This window comes from Chitinimonas lacunae (genome assembly GCF_042650885.1).
GTDB lineage: Bacteria > Pseudomonadota > Gammaproteobacteria > Burkholderiales > Chitinimonadaceae > Chitinimonas_A > Chitinimonas_A lacunae.
This window is the reverse complement of sequence record NZ_JBHSBU010000003.1, coordinates 41673-58216: the sequence shown is the minus strand read 5'-3', so window position 1 is coordinate 58216 and position 16544 is coordinate 41673. Positions and strand designations below refer to the sequence as shown.

11 protein-coding genes are annotated in these 16544 nt (G+C 57.6%); 7 read left to right on the top strand and 4 right to left on the bottom strand.

Going from position 1 to position 16544, the window contains the following annotated elements:
* The 6 genes from ACFOW7_RS21615 to ACFOW7_RS21590 all read left to right on the top strand — a co-directional run.
* On the top strand, positions 1-1182 hold a 1182-nt coding region (locus tag ACFOW7_RS21615), incomplete at its 5' end, for a type VI secretion system Vgr family protein (RefSeq protein WP_378168622.1).
* A 15-nt stretch (positions 1183-1197) separates the two neighbouring features.
* Positions 1198-2217 carry a DUF2169 family type VI secretion system accessory protein gene (locus ACFOW7_RS21610; protein ID WP_378168620.1) on the top strand — a complete coding sequence of 340 codons (1020 nt, stop codon included), beginning with the start codon at positions 1198-1200 and terminating at the stop codon, positions 2215-2217.
* Positions 2218-2230: 13 nt separating this feature from the next.
* A complete protein-coding gene (locus tag ACFOW7_RS21605; protein WP_378168618.1) occupies positions 2231-7162 on the top strand; it encodes an RHS repeat-associated core domain-containing protein in 4932 nt (1643 codons plus the stop codon).
* Between the two features lie 16 nt (positions 7163-7178).
* Entirely contained in the window at positions 7179-7784 is a 606-nt protein-coding gene (locus ACFOW7_RS21600) for a hypothetical protein (protein WP_378168616.1), read from the top strand.
* Positions 7785-8044: 260 nt separating this feature from the next.
* Complete coding sequence (locus ACFOW7_RS21595) at positions 8045-8977, top strand: IS5 family transposase (RefSeq protein ID WP_378168613.1); 933 nt, start codon at positions 8045-8047, stop codon at positions 8975-8977.
* A 659-nt stretch (positions 8978-9636) separates the two neighbouring features.
* Positions 9637-10071, top strand: a complete 435-nt coding sequence (locus tag ACFOW7_RS21590) for a hypothetical protein (RefSeq protein WP_378168611.1) — start codon at positions 9637-9639, stop codon at positions 10069-10071.
* A 171-nt stretch (positions 10072-10242) separates the two neighbouring features.
* Here the strand turns inward: ACFOW7_RS21590 and ACFOW7_RS21585 are convergent, their stop codons facing one another.
* The 4 genes from ACFOW7_RS21585 to ACFOW7_RS21570 form a co-directional block, all read right to left on the bottom strand.
* Entirely contained in the window at positions 10243-13329 is a 3087-nt protein-coding gene (locus ACFOW7_RS21585) for a type I restriction endonuclease subunit R (protein ID WP_378168609.1), read from the bottom strand.
* Positions 13330-13336: 7 nt separating this feature from the next.
* Positions 13337-14644: a restriction endonuclease subunit S gene (locus tag ACFOW7_RS21580; protein WP_378168607.1), complete on the bottom strand. Its 1308-nt coding sequence runs from the start codon at positions 14642-14644 to the stop codon at positions 13337-13339.
* A 7-nt stretch (positions 14645-14651) separates the two neighbouring features.
* Positions 14652-15272: an N-6 DNA methylase gene (locus ACFOW7_RS21575; protein ID WP_378168605.1), complete on the bottom strand. Its 621-nt coding sequence runs from the start codon at positions 15270-15272 to the stop codon at positions 14652-14654.
* Between the two features lie 133 nt (positions 15273-15405).
* The gene (locus tag ACFOW7_RS21570) at positions 15406-15738 is read right to left on the bottom strand and encodes a hypothetical protein (RefSeq protein ID WP_378168603.1); all 333 of its coding nucleotides are present in this window, start codon (positions 15736-15738) and stop codon (positions 15406-15408) included.
* 508 nt (positions 15739-16246) lie between these two features.
* Here ACFOW7_RS21570 and ACFOW7_RS21565 point away from each other — a divergent pair.
* Positions 16247-16513 carry a hypothetical protein gene (locus ACFOW7_RS21565; RefSeq protein ID WP_378168601.1) on the top strand — a complete coding sequence of 89 codons (267 nt, stop codon included), beginning with the start codon at positions 16247-16249 and terminating at the stop codon, positions 16511-16513.
* Positions 16514-16544: the final 31 nt, after the last annotated feature.

Genomic DNA, 16544 nt, shown 5'->3' with positions numbered 1-16544 from the left:
CGTCCACCTCGGACAACACCGCGCCCTCTCATTCCGGGCCCGCAAACCGCCGTGGTGGTGGGGCCACCGGGCGAAGAGATCTGGATCGACGAGCATGGCCGTATCAAGGTGCAGTTCCACTGGGACCGCTACGGCAAGAAGGACGACAAAAGCTCGTGCTGGATTCGGGTCGCGCAACCGTGGGCCGGGGTGAACTTCGGCATGGTGGCGCATCCCCGGATCGGCCAGGAAGTCGTGGTGCAGTTCCTCGACGGCAACCCGGACACCCCGCTCGTGATCGGCCGGGTCTACAACGCCTTGTCCATGCCACCGTGGAACCTGCCCGCCAACAAAACGCAGACCGGCATCCTGACGCGTTCCACGCCCAAAGGCGGTTACGACAACGCCAACGCGATCCGCTTTGAAGACAAGAAGGGCGAAGAGCAACTCTGGATTCACGCCGAGAAGAACCAGGATATCGAGGTCGAGAACGACGAGACGCATTGGGTCGGTCGTGATCGCACCAAGACGATTGATCGAGACGAAACCGTCCACGTCAAACGCGACCGCACCGAAACCGTGGATCGCGACGAAACGATCACCATTCACAACCACCGCAAAGAGCGGGTGGACCATAACGAGACGATTTCGATCGGCGACAACCGCACCGAAGATGTCGGCAAGAACGAAAAGATCACGATCGGCCAGAACCGCACCGAGGACGTCGGTCGGAACGAAACCATCACGATCGGCAGCAACCGTACCAAGACGGTCAAGGCGAGCGAAAAGATGAAAATTCGCCGCAACCAGAACATCAACATCGGGCTGATGAAGACGGAAACCATCGGCATGGTCTCGATGAAAAACGTCGGCATCGCCCAGATGACCAATATCGGCGTGGCTTACAGCCTCAACGTCGGCGCGACCATGAACACCGTCGTCGGCAATACCTCAAACGAGCAGGTCGGCCAGACCAAGGGCGTCAACGTCGGCAAGATGTTCAATATGGAAGCCGGAAAGATGATGCGTCTCACGGCCGGCGAACAGATGACCCACAAAGCTGGCGAAGCCATGGTGCTCGTCTGCGGCAAGTCCAAGATCACGCTCGACGCCGATGGCACGATCACGTTGCAAGGCGTCAGCATCAAGATCGAGGGCAGCGAAGTCGTCGATGTCGACAGCAAACTGATCGACCTCAACTAACAGGCGGCCCCGACCATGACACGCATCGTCGGCTATAGCCGTCTTCCTTTGCTTGCCTATGAACATCATTATCGTCCTGACGAGCCGTCACACTGCCTGGTGATCAAGGCGGTGTACCAGTGGGACGACGAAGGCCATCTGACGCTGCTGCCGCGCCAACCCGACTGGGTATTGCAAGACCAGTTCGAAGGGGAACCGTACCGCAGCAGCTTGCGCGTGCAGAGCGATCTGACGCCACGCAAACCGGCTACCGACGTCACGGTCGTCGGCAAAGCCCGGCCGCGTGACGATAAGCCTGTGCCGGCGTGGCTCGCGGCACTCGAAGTCGGTCCGATCAAGAAAGTGCTGCGGCTGACCGGCCCGCGCGCCTGGCGCTGGCGCCTCACGGGCGGCTGGAAGCTCGATGCACCCGAGCCGACCGAAGCCGTGCCGCTGTGCTTTGAACTCGCCTATGGCGGTTTGGTGGAGACCGCAACGGGTCGGCAGGTCTTTGAGGCCAATCCCTTGGGACGCGGGTTTTGGGGCGAGGCGGAACCCCCGCGCGATCAAGCGCATCCTGCCGCGCAGATCGAATCTCCAGATAACCCAATACAATCCATTTCTAAAATAGCCCGTTCTGTATCTTGCAGCCCTCTGGCGGATTTTTTTTCTGATCGATGCCAGTTCGCGGGAACGCCTACGGATGACCCTACGCCTCCCGACGATTTCCAACTCGACTTCTGGCAAAGCGCGCCGCTCGACCAGCGTGCGGTGCCGTATCTGCAAGGCGGCGAAGTGCTGCGGCTGATTGGCTTCACCCCTAACGGCGAGGTGCGGTTGAAGCTACCGCAGTACCGCATGCGCGCGATTCTCAAGTGGACCGATACCCTCCGCGAGACCCAGCTACTCGACCTCGACACGGTCCAGGTCGATCTCGACGCCCGAACCTTGAGTCTGCGCTGGTATACCGCGATACCGTTCGACGAGCAGCTCGAAGAAATCGCGGTGCTGGACACGATTGATCTCCTCGCCGCCTCGCGCGCCGAGAACGCCTGAGTCGGGAATTGTTATGGGTCATTCCATCAAAGCCGAAAGGCGCAAAGAGCATTTCGCGGTCGTGTTGGGGCCGCTGTTTCGCGCAGACGACCACTACAGTCAACGTCGGCTGCCCACCGTCCCGGCGGTGACGTTCGAGGCTTCGGAGAAGGTCGCCAAGAACGTTCAGGGCAACAGCTACGCCACCATTGTGCAAGACACGGTCTGCCTGGGCACGCCCAAGGGGGATGTCTTTTTGCCGGGCGAGTGGAGCGAAAGCGAGCGCTCGGATAAGCGCTTCGTCTGTTTCCATGGTCACTACGGCCTGTACCTTCCCAAGGGCAACGGTCCCGGCATTCCCGCCGCGATCAACTGCGGCGTGCTGTCGGGCGATGGCGTGGATTGCCTGGGTGACTTGGAGGACGTGCTCAAAAAGCTGATGGCCAAGCTGGAGAAGGAACTCCAGGACAAAGACAAGTTTCTGCGCGAGATGGTCGGCGGCTTCAAAGCCGAGATGGATGCGATTGCCGACGGCTATGCCCAGATTCTGGACAATCTGCAAAGCCCCGGTTTCTGGGGCGGGTTGTGGGATTCGGTGCGGAAAATGCCCGGCAAGCTCGCTGATGCTGCGCAGGGGGCGTATCAGTCAGCCAAAGCCGCGGCACAGCAGGCGGGTCAGATTTACGATGCCTTAAAGGAACTGAGTCCCGAGCAGATCAAGGAAGCGATTCTCGACTGGTTGTTGGAGCTGCTCAATGAGATTGCCTGTAAAGCCAAATCGCTGCTCGAGGACCTGATCAACAGCAAGGATAGCCTGGGCAAGATGCTGGGCGGGATGCTCGGCAATCTGACGGGGGAGGTGGCCGAAACCGCGGCGCTGGCCGCGGTCACGGCCGCGACGGCCGGCGCGGCGGGGCCGCTGGCGGTTTCCATCAAAGCGCTGCGACTGTCGAGCAAGGCCGGCAAGATGGCCGGGGCGATGGGCAAGTTCAAGAATCCGCTGGCCCACCTGAGCAAGACGGCCGAACGCGTTCAGAAGGGGGCACGGCAGGGGAAGGACTGGGTCAAGAAAAAGCTCGAGCAGGTCAAGCGGAAGAATCGGGATGATTCCAATCAGGGCCATGCTGACGCCGGCACCGCCTGTCCGAGTTGCCCGACAACAGACTCGCCTGTTAACCCCGTACTTGGTTGTAAGGTTTTTGCCGATGATCGGACGGTGGATTTTAATCTTCCGGGCACTCTGTCATTCGCCTGGCAGCGTAACTATGCCTCGAATAACCCAGAGATAGGTCTGTTAGGGCAAGGTTGGCGTTTGATGATCGAGCTGGAGCTGCGCGTTCAGCGCAACGCGCCAATGCTGATCGACCAGTTTGGGCGCGAAATCCGTTTCGCCGAATTGGCCGTCGGCGGCCAGACCTTCCAGCCGTTCGAGCAACTGACGCTGCATCGCGACAGTGAAGTCAGTTGGCGTCTGGTGACGCCAGAAGGACTGACCGCGCTGTTTGTCGGTTTGCCCGACGGCTATCGCCACCCGCTCTCTGCCTTGTTCGACCGCAACGGCAACCGCATCGATATCCTGCGCGAGCCACTGACCGGCTTGCCGCGCGAGCTGCATACGGCGACGCGCCGTTACCGCTTCGACCTGGTGCCGACGGCCCAAGGCACGCGGCTGGGCGCGGTGTTCGAGCTGCCGCAGGACGGCGAACCGATTCCCTGGGTCCACTACACCTTCGATCCCGTCCATGGCGATCTGCTGAGCGCGACCAACGCCGACGGGGTGACGCCGCATCGCTACCGCTATAAAAACCATCTGCTGACGGCGTATGCGACGGCGGCCGAAGTCGAGCATCAGTACGTCTACGACCAGTACACGCCTAAGGGCAAAGTGCTGCGCTATCGCTCCAGCGAAGGTCAGCAGCTTGATTTCGCGTACCGCGACGACCACACGGTCGTGACGAACCTCGACGGCGCCAAGACCACCTACCACTTCAACGCGGCAAGGCGCTGGACCGGCACCACCGAACCTGACGGTGCCAAGACCGACTTCCAGCTCGACGGCTTTATGCGCCCGACCGCCACGGTCGACCCCCTGGGCCGCAAGACCAGCCAAGTGCTCGATGGCCTGGGTCGGCCCATCCTGATGGAGGATGCGACCGGGGCGGCGACCTATATCCGCTACCACCCGGTCTTTGGCGAGCCGATTGCCGTGGTCGATGCGGAGGGCAACACCACCGAATTCGACTACGACGCGCGCGGCAATCTGGCCTTCGTCCGGGACGCCGCCGGCGCCGTGACGCGCTACGAATCCAACGCCCAAGGTCTGCCCGAACGGATCATCGACCCGCGCGGCGGCGTGACCCAGCTCGCCTGGGATGCGGAAGGCCGGCCGCTGGTCCATCGCGACTGCTCGGGCCAAATCACCCGCTACGACTACGACAGCGTTGGCCAACTCGCCGCCGTCACCAACGCGCTCGGCCAGGTCACCCGTTATCAGCACGACCGGATGGGGCGACTGCATCGCGTCCAATACCCCGACGGCGCGCAAGAGAAGCTGTCCTACGACCTGCTGGGCCGATTGACCGAGTACCGCGATCCACTGGGGCGGACCACCCGCTACCACTTGCGTTCGGACGGCCAGCCTGTGGAGCGGATAGAGCCCGATGGCAGCCGGCTGGGCTATCACTACGACCGGCTGGGGCGCTTGTCGCGGCTGGTGAACCAGAACGGCGCCGCGTATCGCTTCGACTACGATCAAGCCAGCAACCTCATCAGGGAAACCGGCTTCGATGGCTTGGTAACGCGCTACACCTACAATCGCGCCGGTGAATTGATCCGCCGCGATGGTGCTTCAGGCAGCGTGGCCTACGTCCGCGATGCAGCGGGGCGGGTGGTCGAGCAGTTCAGCAACGACGACCGGGTGCGTTTCGACTACGACCGTTTGGGGCGCATCACCTCGGCGCGCAATACAGTCAGCCGCCTGGTGTTCGGTTACGGCCCACGCGGCGAATTGACGGCGGAAACGCTGACGGTGGCCGGGCAAAGTTTCACCATCACCCACCGCTACGACGGCTTCGGCCAACGGATCGAAACCACCACGCCGCAGGGCCGCAAGCTGGGCGTGCTCTACAGCGGGCCAGGGCGCTGGCATGATTTGCTGCTCGATGGCGAAAGCCTGTGCGCGGTCGAACGCGACGCCCTGCACCGCCCCATCGCCCGCCGCCAAGGCCGGCTGACCACGACCATGACCTACGATGTGGCCGGGCGACTGACCAGCCAAGTTGGCGTGTTGGACGGCTTGGCGGTGATCGACCGCCACTACCAATGGAACGGTGCCGGCGAGTTGCTCAGCCGCAGCGACAGTCGTCGCGGCACGACCCACTACGAATACGACCGGCTGGGACGCTTACTGCGAGCGGTCTCTCCCCATCACGACGAACGTTTCGCTTTCGACCCGGCGCATAACCGCATCGATCTGGCGGCGAGCCGTCGTTATGATGCTGAGCGGGCCCAGGCCGAAACGCTGCCTGAACGGCTGATCCAGCGCCATCTGCTCAACGAGGCACTCAACGATCCGGACTGGAACCCGGTGACGCATCCGCTGCCTGACCCAGCGACTTGGCAGGCGGCGCAGACGAGAAAACGCCAGGAAGAAACGGGGGTGCTGGGCCGTTACCTCGACAATCGCGTCAAAGTGATGGGCGACACCGTCTATGTGTATGACGCGGCGGGTCGGGTAGTGGAAAAGCGTAAGCCTGGGGACGTACTCAAGCTCACGTGGGACGACCAGGATCGGTTGATCCAAAGCGAACGGATTCGGGAACAGGGTAGCCAGATCACCCAGTACGCCTATGATCCGTTCGGGCGGCGGGTGGTGAAGCAGGACGAGACGGAAACCCGCTACTTCGTCTGGAGTGACGATGTGCCCTTGCAGGAGTTGATTCCGGATGAGGCGGGGTTGACGGTGAAAACCCACGTCTTCGAGCCGGAGAGCTTTGTTCCGGTCGCGCAGATCGTCGAGCGGTATGGTCCGCAGCCGGTCAAACCGGTGTTGCCACGTGAGGTGGTGGCGGGCCATCAACCGACGCCACTGCCTGTGGTGGCGGACCCCAATCATCGTTGGCAGAAGCTTCTATTGGGTCAACAGGAAGAGCTAAAACAGATTGATCCGGAGCCAGAACTTAGCCCAGCTCAGTCTTATCGTCTGCAGGTGTTTCATGTCCATTGCGATCATCTGGGCACGCCCTATGATATGACTGACCCGCAGGGGCGGTTGGTATGGGCGGCGGATTATAAGGCGTGGGGAGAAATAGCCCGGTTAGCCGCACTTGAAGGGATTGAGCAGCCGTTTAGGTTTCAAGGTCAATACTCAGACCAAGAAACTGGATTCCATTACAATAGACATCGTTACTTCTCTCCAGAAACTGGGCTCTTCGTTACCTCAGACCCCATTGGGCTAAAGGGTGGGTATAACTTTTATCAATACGCCCCCAACCCAAATATCTGGATAGATCCAATTGGATTGGCAAAGTTATTCCAATTAGGTACTTATGGTGGCCTCAATGGTTCAGACCACGTGGGCGATGACTTACAGGCGCATGAATTAATTCGGCACAAATTTCTTGAGACGCAAGGATTTGCTGTGGGAGATTGTCGTATGTCAGACAACCCATCTATTGCACTAGACCTTGATCACCACACAAGAGGCCCAGAAAAAGACACCAGAGGGATCGGTGGAGCACATTGGCACGAAAAAGAGATTCGCCGAGACCATTATCAGTTAGATAAGAATCAATTTGCCACCTCCATAAAAAGAGAGCTAGACATTACGGCTGGGGGCCTAAGAAAAGCCGGTGTACCGGCTAGTCGTGTTAAGAAATTAAGAAAACAAGCCGAACGTTTTTATCGAGACTTGAAAAAATCCAAAAAAGCTTGTAACACACCAGCTACGCCGACCGCCACCCCTTAACTAGAAAGAGGAAATCATGCAAATTCAAGAAATAGTATTAGATGCTCAAACTAGTTGTTTTGAGGCGAAGCTAGGTGGAGGGGCCTTAATTGCGGAGAGCGATTGGCCTAAGAATCCTGACGGAGACAATCTCACACTGATTCTTTCTCTACCCTGTAAATGGCTCAACAAAATCATTAATACTTCGTTGCCAGAGGAATACTTCCTGTCAGTTTTTTCTACTTACCTACCTAAAGATTATTTTATTGACAAAATTACATATAGTGGAGACCCACAAGAGCTATTGGACATAAAGGCAGGATACACCAAGGTTGTTCTACATAGACCAATGGCAAAAGAAATCAATTTGTCAGAGTACCCTATTGCAGAATCCGCTATAAAAGTTTTTCCAAAGTCGATTGAGGAGGGTTGTGTTCCTCTCCTTTCTTTCTTCTCTGAAGAGAAACCACGTATGACACAAAATAAAAATATGGAATTGAGTGGACTAAGATTTGTTTGTCAAATATATGCAGGAAGGCTGCCTCAAGCACTAGAAGGTATTTTTGATCTTTCTGATGCGGTCGGTTACCTGTTTCTGGATGAAAGCAATAATAACGGACTGTTTTTTGTTCAAACAGCTTAGAGCCTGTTATGAACTATGGCTGCGACCAGCGCCACACCTTGATCTAACCCCAGGGCAATTGCACTCGGATGTCATAAAGGGATAAGTCCAAGCATCGTTGAGCGGATATCGTCGTCCCAAGCGGCGCGCTTGCGTTTCTTGCTGGGCCCGCCTTTAAAAGAATCCGAGTTATCGGAACGGGTGAGGTTGAGGACGATCTTGCGTGGCTTTGTTGCATAACCCCGCCCTGCCAGACTTGACGCGGGTTGTAAGCTAGTCGGATGAAACCGCCGAAGCCCCGCTACCGCACGACGAACTGGTCTGAGTACAACCGCAGCCTGCAAGCGCGAGGCGATCTGACGATCTGGTTCTCGCCGGACGTGGGGTGGCACGGCAACGAGCGTGAAGGCCAGGTTGGCGCGCCGACCCAGTACCGCGATCAGGCCATCCAGATCATGCTGACGCTGAAGGTCTTGTTCCAGCAGGGTTTGCGGCAAGTTCGTGGGCTCACCTGCAGCCTGGTGCGGCTGATGGCCTTGGATTGGGTGGTGCCCTGCTTCAGCACGGTCAGTCGGCGCCAGGCGAGCTTGTCGGTGCAGATTCCGGTGCGCCGCAGCCCAGAACCCTTACATCTGTTGGTAGACAGTACCGGCATCAAGATTCACGGCGAAGGCGAATGGAAGGTCAAGCAGCATGGGCCCGAGTATCGACGCGGCTGGCGCAAGGTACATCTGGCGATCGACGCACAAACGCAGGAAATTCAAGCGGTGGAAGTGACCGACCAACGCCAGGCGGACGGTCCGCAGATCGAGGAACTGCTGTCGCAACTGCCGCCCGAGACGGTGCTCAGCAGCGTGGGCGGCGACGGCGCCTACGACAGCCGGCGCGTCTATCGCGCTGTGTACGCACGAGGTGCTGAATTGCTGGTGCCGCCGCGACGGGACGGCAAGCCTTGGCGGGAACATGCCGCTTGGGCCACGAGCCGCAACGACAAGCTGGCGGCGATCAAGCGGCTGGGGCGGGTGATCGGGAAGCACTGGAGTGGCTACCATCGGCGCAGCTTGGTGGAAACCGCGATGCATCGCTTCAAGCGGCTCGGCGAACGGCTGCTGTCCCGCCGGCCGAAACGGCAGGTCGCGGAAGTCCATGTGCGCTGCGCGATCTTGAACCGCTTCGTCCAGCTCGGCATGCCCAAAACCGTGGCTCACGCCTGAAATCCATCTGGGGTTGGGGGGCTCAGTTTGAGATTGGGTTATGCAACAGAGTCAATTGAATTCGCCCCCCTTCGCCCACTGGGTGGATCGATCCGCTAGGTTTAAATCGAAAGACTCCACTCCAACGTGCAGCCGATCAGGCGCAATGTGCCGGCAAAGATCACAAGGTTATTGCCGAAATTAAAGTCAACAAGTACCGTCAGATCGACTTCAGCCGCAGCTCACACGGTAAGCTCCATCCAGAATTACGTAAAGCGCTAGACTCAGTGCCTGAGTCAGAACGCGAACCTTGGCACGGCCATTGTGCTGAAATCGGTTGTATTAATAAACTGTTGAAGCGTGGTATAAAACTCAACGGTGGCACTTCAGAAGCACTCAATCTCGGTAACACTGGACGAGGCCATGGCACACAGAAACCGGTGTGTCGGAGCTGCGCGGTAGTGTTAAACTATTTTGATCTATGCGATCTTTACGAATCACCGAAGAGAGAATGACCATGTCAGTCTCTCAAGTATCGCTAACGGTGCGTATTAAACTTTTGGTAAAACTTACACAGCCTCGGAATTTTTATAAAGAACTTAAAGTAAGAATTTTACGAAAGCTAGAGCCTGTTATGCATTCTTGCTGGAATCCGTCCCCTATACTTACAACATGATCCGATGAAAACTGCTCATAACGCAACGTCTGCTCCCTGGGAAAATAGAGATCTTTACCAACATCTAGATTCAGCTGACGCTTACCGTAAATTTATTGATTTTCTGCTCGATGCCATAGTTTTCATTGAGGACGATTGTCCTCCTGTCGCACAGCGTGCCTTAGCGACAGCGCGCGATTACTGGAACAATAGCGCGACGGAAGCCCAACTTACTCAAGCTCGGGTTGAGTGCATCCGTTATCTTCAAGCTAAAGACGAGATGCGTAATCCGCAGAAAAAGGAATTCCAACGTGTTCGGGCAGTGCTCTTCCTTCTTTATGCCGAACCCCGCTCTGACGACATCGCTGAACTGGCGCAGTGGTTTGTGATGTTTATGAAAAATTGTGGCAGTTCAGTCAGCCAGCTAGGCAAAATGTTTGAGGTGGCTTTCTCAAACTAAGTGTTTAGTACCACCAGGAGAGATCGCGAGAGCTGGACCGAGCAACTACAACGGCAAGGGCAGATCCAGCTCTACCAAGTATTGGTTCTACTATCACTCATGCAGTGATCGACTCGGCGGCATCATAAGATCCGTATGAGGGCTTCGATATCACCTATTACCACACTCGCGTCAAGCCCACGCCTCACCAAGCGCCTGCGCCTGCTTCAACACCAACTCCACTGCACCATCCTGCATATCTGGCGGGTATTTGTACTTGCGCAAGATGCGCTTCACCATCAAGCGCAGCTGGGCGCGCACGCTCTCGCGTGCCGACCAGTCCACAGTCATGTGCTTGCGCAGGTTCTCGGTCAGTTCGTGGGCAATCTTCTTCAGCGTCTCGTCTGAGAGCTCGCGCACGGCGGATTCATTGTTGGCCAACGCGTCGTAGAAGCGGATTTCATCCTCGGTGAGGCCCAGCTGCTCACCACGATTGGCGGCAGCGCGGAATTTCTGCGCCATCTCGATGAGTTCTTCGATGACCTGCGCGGTCTCGATGGCGCGGTTCTGATAGCGGGTCACCACGCTGGCCAGCAGTTCGGAGAACTTCTTCTCCTGCACCACATTGCCGGCAAAACGACTTTTGATTTCGCCTTCCAGCAGACGCTCCAGCAGTTCCACCGCCAGGTTGCGCTCAGGCAGATTACGCACTTCGGCCAGGAAGGCCTCATCGAGAATGCCGATATTCGGCTTGTCGAGTCCGACCGCTTCGAACACATCCACGACCTTCTCGGACACAACCGCCGAGTTGATAATTTGCCGGATAGCGTGGTCGCGTTCCTCGTCGGTTTTCTTCTTGTCGCTCAGCTCGCGCTTGGTGAGGATGACCTTCACGGCCTGCATGAAGGCGACCTCCTCGCGAACCGCCTTGGCATCCTCCAGCGTACAGCACAGCGTAAAGGCCTTACTCATCATCAGTGCCGTATCAGCAAAGCGCTTCTTGCCGTCGTCCAGGCCCAAGACATGGTTGGCTGCGCCGGCCAAGCACTTGTGGCCGCCGGTGAGAAAACCGCTGTAGTCATAGCCATGGAGCATGCCTCGCAGGATGTCGAGCTTCTCCGCCAGCAGGGCATAGGCTTCGGCCGCATCCACCGTGGGGCGGCCACGTCCATTGCTCGCGGTGTATTCCTTGAGCGCGCTTTTCAGCTCATTGGTGATGCCGATGTAATCCACCACGAGCCCACCCTGCTTGTCCTTAAACACGCGGTTGACGCGTGCAATGGCCTGCATCAGGTTATGGCCCTTCATGGGCTTGTCGACGTACAGCGTATGCACGCACGGGGCATCGAAGCCGGTCAGCCACATGTCACGGACGATGACCAGGCGCAGGGGATCGGCGGGGTCTTTGAAGCGCTTTTCAAGACGCTTCTTCACCTGGCCACTGTAGATGTGCGGCCGCAGCAGCGCCTTGTCGCTGGCTGAACCTGTCATGACGATTTTGATAGCGCCCTTTTCGGGGTCTGCATCGTGCCAATCCGGGCGCAGCTTGATGATAGCGTCGTAGAGGTGGACACAAATCTCGCGGCTCATGGTCACGACCATGGCCTTGCCGTCCTGTGCCTTGTTGCGCTCCTCGAAGTGGGCCACCAAGTCAGCAGCCACTGCAGCAACCCGTGGCTCGGCGCCGACGACCTTCTCCAAGGCAGCCCAGCGGCTTTTGAGCTTAGCCTGCTGGCCGTCTTCCTCGTCTTCGGCCAGCTCGTCAACTTCCTCGTCGATATGGGGCAGCTCTTCGGCTTTGAGGGAGAGTTTGGCCAAGCGCGATTCGAAATAGATGGCGACCGTTGCGCCATCCTCCTTGGCCTGCTGCATATCGTAGACGTGGATGTACTCGCCAAACACGGCGCGGGTATCACGGTCCTCGCTCGAGACCGGTGTGCCGGTAAAAGCCACGAAGGTGGCGTTAGGCAGCGCATCGCGCAGATGCTGTGCGTAGCCGACCTGATATTTCTCCTGGCCAGGCTTGCCCTTCAATTCCGCTTCAAAACCATATTGGGTGCGATGGGCCTCATCGGCGATAACGACGATATTGTTCCGGTCCGACAGCACCGGAAAAGTATCTTCATCCTCACCCGGCATGAACTTCTGGATGGTAGCGAACACGATGCCGCCGGAGGGGCGGTTGGCCAGCTGTGTGCGCAAATTCTGCCGCGTGGTGGCCTGTGTGGGCTGCTCGCGTAGCAGGTCTTGCGCCAGGGAGAACACGCCAAACAGTTGCCCGTCCAGGTCATTCCGATCGGTGATAACGACGATGGTCGGGTTCTCCATCGCCGCTTCCTGCATCACGCGCGCCGCAAAGCAGGCCATGGTAATGCTCTTGCCGCTGCCTTGCGTGTGCCAGACCACGCCGCCCTTGTGACTGGCACCGGGGCGGGAGGCCGCCACCACATGCTGAATGGCCACCCGTACCGCGTGGAACTGGTGGTAGCCGGCGATTTTCTTGACCAGTTGGCCGTCATCCTCAAACAGCACAAAGAAACGCAGGTAGTCGAGCAGGTATTGCGGCGCCAGTACGCCACGAATCAAGGTTTCCAGCTCACTGAACGCACCCAGCGGGTCGAGCACACTGCCATCGATGGTACGCCACTGCATGAAGCGCTCGGCATTGCTGGAAAGCGAACCCAGACGTGCCTGCGAGCCATCCGAGATGACCAGTACCTCGTTGTACTGGAACACATCCGAAATCTGCGCCTTGTAGGTCTGAATCTGCTCGTAGGCTTTCCAAATGTTGGCATTGGCATCGGCCGGGTTCTTCAACTCCAGCAACACCAGCGGTAGGCCATTGACGAACAGGATGATGTCCGGCCGGCGTGTGTGCTGCGCGCCCTGAATAGAGAACTGATTCACCGCCAGCCATTCGTTGGACATCGGGTTGGCCCAGTCCACCAGGCGCACGAAATCACCGCGCGTCTCGCCATCCTTCTGGTATTCGACCGGTACGCCGGCCACCAGCAGTTGATGGAAGCGCCGGTTGGCCGATAGCAGCACAGGGATGGCCAAGTCGCGCACCTGCTGTATCGCAGCTTCTCGTGCCATGGGCGGCACCTGCGGATTCAACCGTGCAATCGCCGCCCGCAGCCGCTCGACCAGCAGCACTTCGCGGTAATTGGCCCGCTCGGCATTCGTGCCATCGGGGGCTAGGTCGGGGCCGAAATGACGGAGGTAGCCGACCTCGGCCAGCCAGCCTAGTGCTTCCTGTTCGAGTTGGTCTTCGGTCATGGTGTCTTTAGGCGGTGAGCACTTCGGCCTGGGGCAGGCGGAGTTGGCCGGAAATCAGGCGTGGGAGGAGCGCATCCCGAACTGAGGAAAGAGCTTGAATCCGCTTTGCATTGCTAAATATCTTGGTAACCAAGGGCGCCGAGAGTTCATCAAACCTACTAAGCACTTTGTCGCTTGGCACCAGCAGTCTTTGCTCTTTAACGTCAGCCTGATTGATTCCTGGGATTGCCGCTTTGCCGCCTCGATGCTTGAGTTCGTGCATGATTGAATCGCTCCACAACCAAAGATAGAGGAACGTTTGATTAAAAGGAGGATTCAATCTCACCCTAAAGACGTGCTCGTTAATCCCACAGGTTTCGAATGGAAATCCGTCGCCGAACATCGATACGCGGGGCAAGAATACCCCTGGCTTTCCTCCGTCCTTGTAGAGCAAAACGTCATGTGACTCTAGTGCGCCGGATTTCATCTTTTCGAAAAACTCCTCGGAGACATACTTAGTCTTTGAGTAATCGAACTGGCCAATTCGTGTAATGCTTTCCGCCCCGATACTGGGGATACCCTCTTCAATAGCACCAACACCACCCTTTGGTCTTCTTCCCGTCTCAAGTACCGACAACCAACTCCCCAAACTGTCAAATCGCCACCCTTGTGGTACGGGTTCCGACTCTTCAAACCGATCGGGAAACAGCGCAGCGGTGGCTTCATCCATGCCTTCAGGCGCACGGCCTTCCTGCTTGGCTCGGACGGGGTCGAAATCGACGAACCAGGACTTGAACAGCGCCTGCGCGATGGCTTCCAGCGTGGCATTGGTTTCGCGCAAGAGAGTGATGCGGTCATCGAGGCCAGACAATATTGCTGCAGCAGCTTTTCGTTCATTTGGTGGTGGAGACGCAAACTCATATGCGGCAATCGACTGCCAAGAAACACGCTGACGGCCTGATGTGCCTTCCATACGACTGATCGCGTACTCCCGGAAAGCAGGAGTTCGGCAGAGGTAATATATGAAGTCGTTTTCGGCCGGATTCTTACCACAAAGAACAATGAATTCAGTCGACCCCTCGCCGACAACAAAGTCATCCAAGCATCTAACTTGTGCTGTTTTACCGTTCTCAAGGCAAGGCGTAATTCGTGCAAGTAGCGTGTCGCCATTTCTAAAGTGCGCTCCAGCACCCTTGGCCTCACGCCTCAACACACTGTCCACGCCAATGTCTCGTGAGCATTGAGGAAGCGCGGCCATTTCCACAAAAGGTACGATGTCCCCCTTACGCACCTTACGCGGTGGGTTTATCTCAGCAATTTGGTCCAGACGCATCATTGGCCACTCAGAACTCATACCCCAGCCCCCTCAGCTTCTGCCGAATCAACTGGTCCAGTTCTGCACCCTTTGCCATCTGCTCGCCCAGCTTCTCGGTGAGCTTATGCATCTTGTCAGCAAAGGCTTCGTCGTCGTCTTCGACTTCCTCGACACCCACATAGCGCCCCGGCGTAAGGACGTGGCCGTGCTCGGCAATCTCGGCCAGCGTCACGCTGCGGCAATAACCAGGGATGTCGGCGTAGACCTCGGCACTGTCGCCCCGCCATGCCGCCACGGTGGCAGCAATACGATCAATGGTCTCTTCGGTGAGTTCGGCCTGCACACGGCTAATCATGCGGCCAAGCTTGCGGGCATCAATGAACAGCACTTCGCCCTTGCGGAGGGTTTTCTGCTTGGCCAAGAACCATAGGCAGGCAGGAATCTGCGTGTTGAAGAACAGCTGGCCGGGCAAAGCCACCATCACTTCCACCACGTCGGCATCGACCATGGCGCGGCGGATGTCGCCCTCGCTGTTCTGGCTGGAACTCATGCTGCCGTTGGCCAGTACGATGCCGGCACGGCCGCTGGGCTTGAGGTGATACAGCATATGTTGCAGCCAGGCGTAAGTGGGCGCGAAGTAAACAGCCATTTTATCCAAGTTGGCAGATTCACGGGTTTGCCACTGCTTGCCGAGCAGGTAGCGGCAAAGCGCACTAAAGCTGCGACAGCGGCAGATAGCAGGCCGCAACGCTCAGCCAGTGCGACATTCATGGTTAGCGGTCCTACTCAGCGGCTTGACGCTTAGCTAGCTCTTTATCGGCATAAGCGTTGGCATCGCTAGCTAAGGCGATGGGGAAGCGAATGTCGCCCTTGGCGTGGTGCTCCACCATATAACGGATGGCCAGCAGTTCACGCAGCACAGCATCCAGCGCGGGGGCGCTATAGGCATCGCGGAGGCGTTCAACCCCCTTAGTGATCTCGTCAGCCGCCAAGCCCTTGGCGATAAGGTACATACAGTATTCCGACAAGTTCATGCGCCGCTCACCGGCCCATTGCTGCAACTGGGCCTTGGTGGCGGGATCAGCGTAGATCGAGATGGGTAGAGATTTGCGCATAGGCAGACTGGGCTTACGTTAACAATGAATGTCAGTATAAATCTGCTTGTAGCCTACCACTGCAGGCTGTTTTATATCACTAGTGAATTTACGATAAAGCCATAGTGACATTCACCGCTGAGTCCGTAGCAATGCGGTGTCACGAGCCGCAACGCCGTTGCGTGATGTGTGATGGACATGAGATGGACATGAAGGGGCGCGGGTCTCCCGCAATATCAGCCAAAATATTGATTTAATAGGATTTTTATCAAACACATAGATTTTACGAGTCGACTGTTCTAGGTGCGTTCGTAGAACAGACCTAGAACAGCGGAGGCAGCAAAAAAGCCGGGGCGGGGGAATCCGGCACCGGCTCGAAGCCGGGGAAATCGTGGTCTGTCCCTATGGTTTGCAAACTACAAGACCTGACCACTTTGGCTTATATCCGGATGACAAGGTACGTCGACGGAAAGTAGACGGCATCCCGGTACAGGTCATCGAGTACAGCCTAGCCAGGCCCAGTGGCGAATTGACCCGCTATCGCCTGCTGATCACCTTGCCATTGGCCGAGACCTCTCCAGTTGCCGAGCTGGCGGCGTACTATCACGCGCGTTGGCAGGTCGAGGCAATGGTCGAGCAGCTCAAGCCCCATCTGCAGCAGGGACGCCGCACACTACCGTTCAAGACACCCGAACTGGTGCGACAGGCGTTCTATGGCTGGGTGCTGACGCCCTACGCTGTACACTGGCTGATGCATCAGGTAGCAAGCGAGCATCGAAGTCATCATGGTCAATGATCGTTTGTGGGACATAGGCAGTTATTGAGAT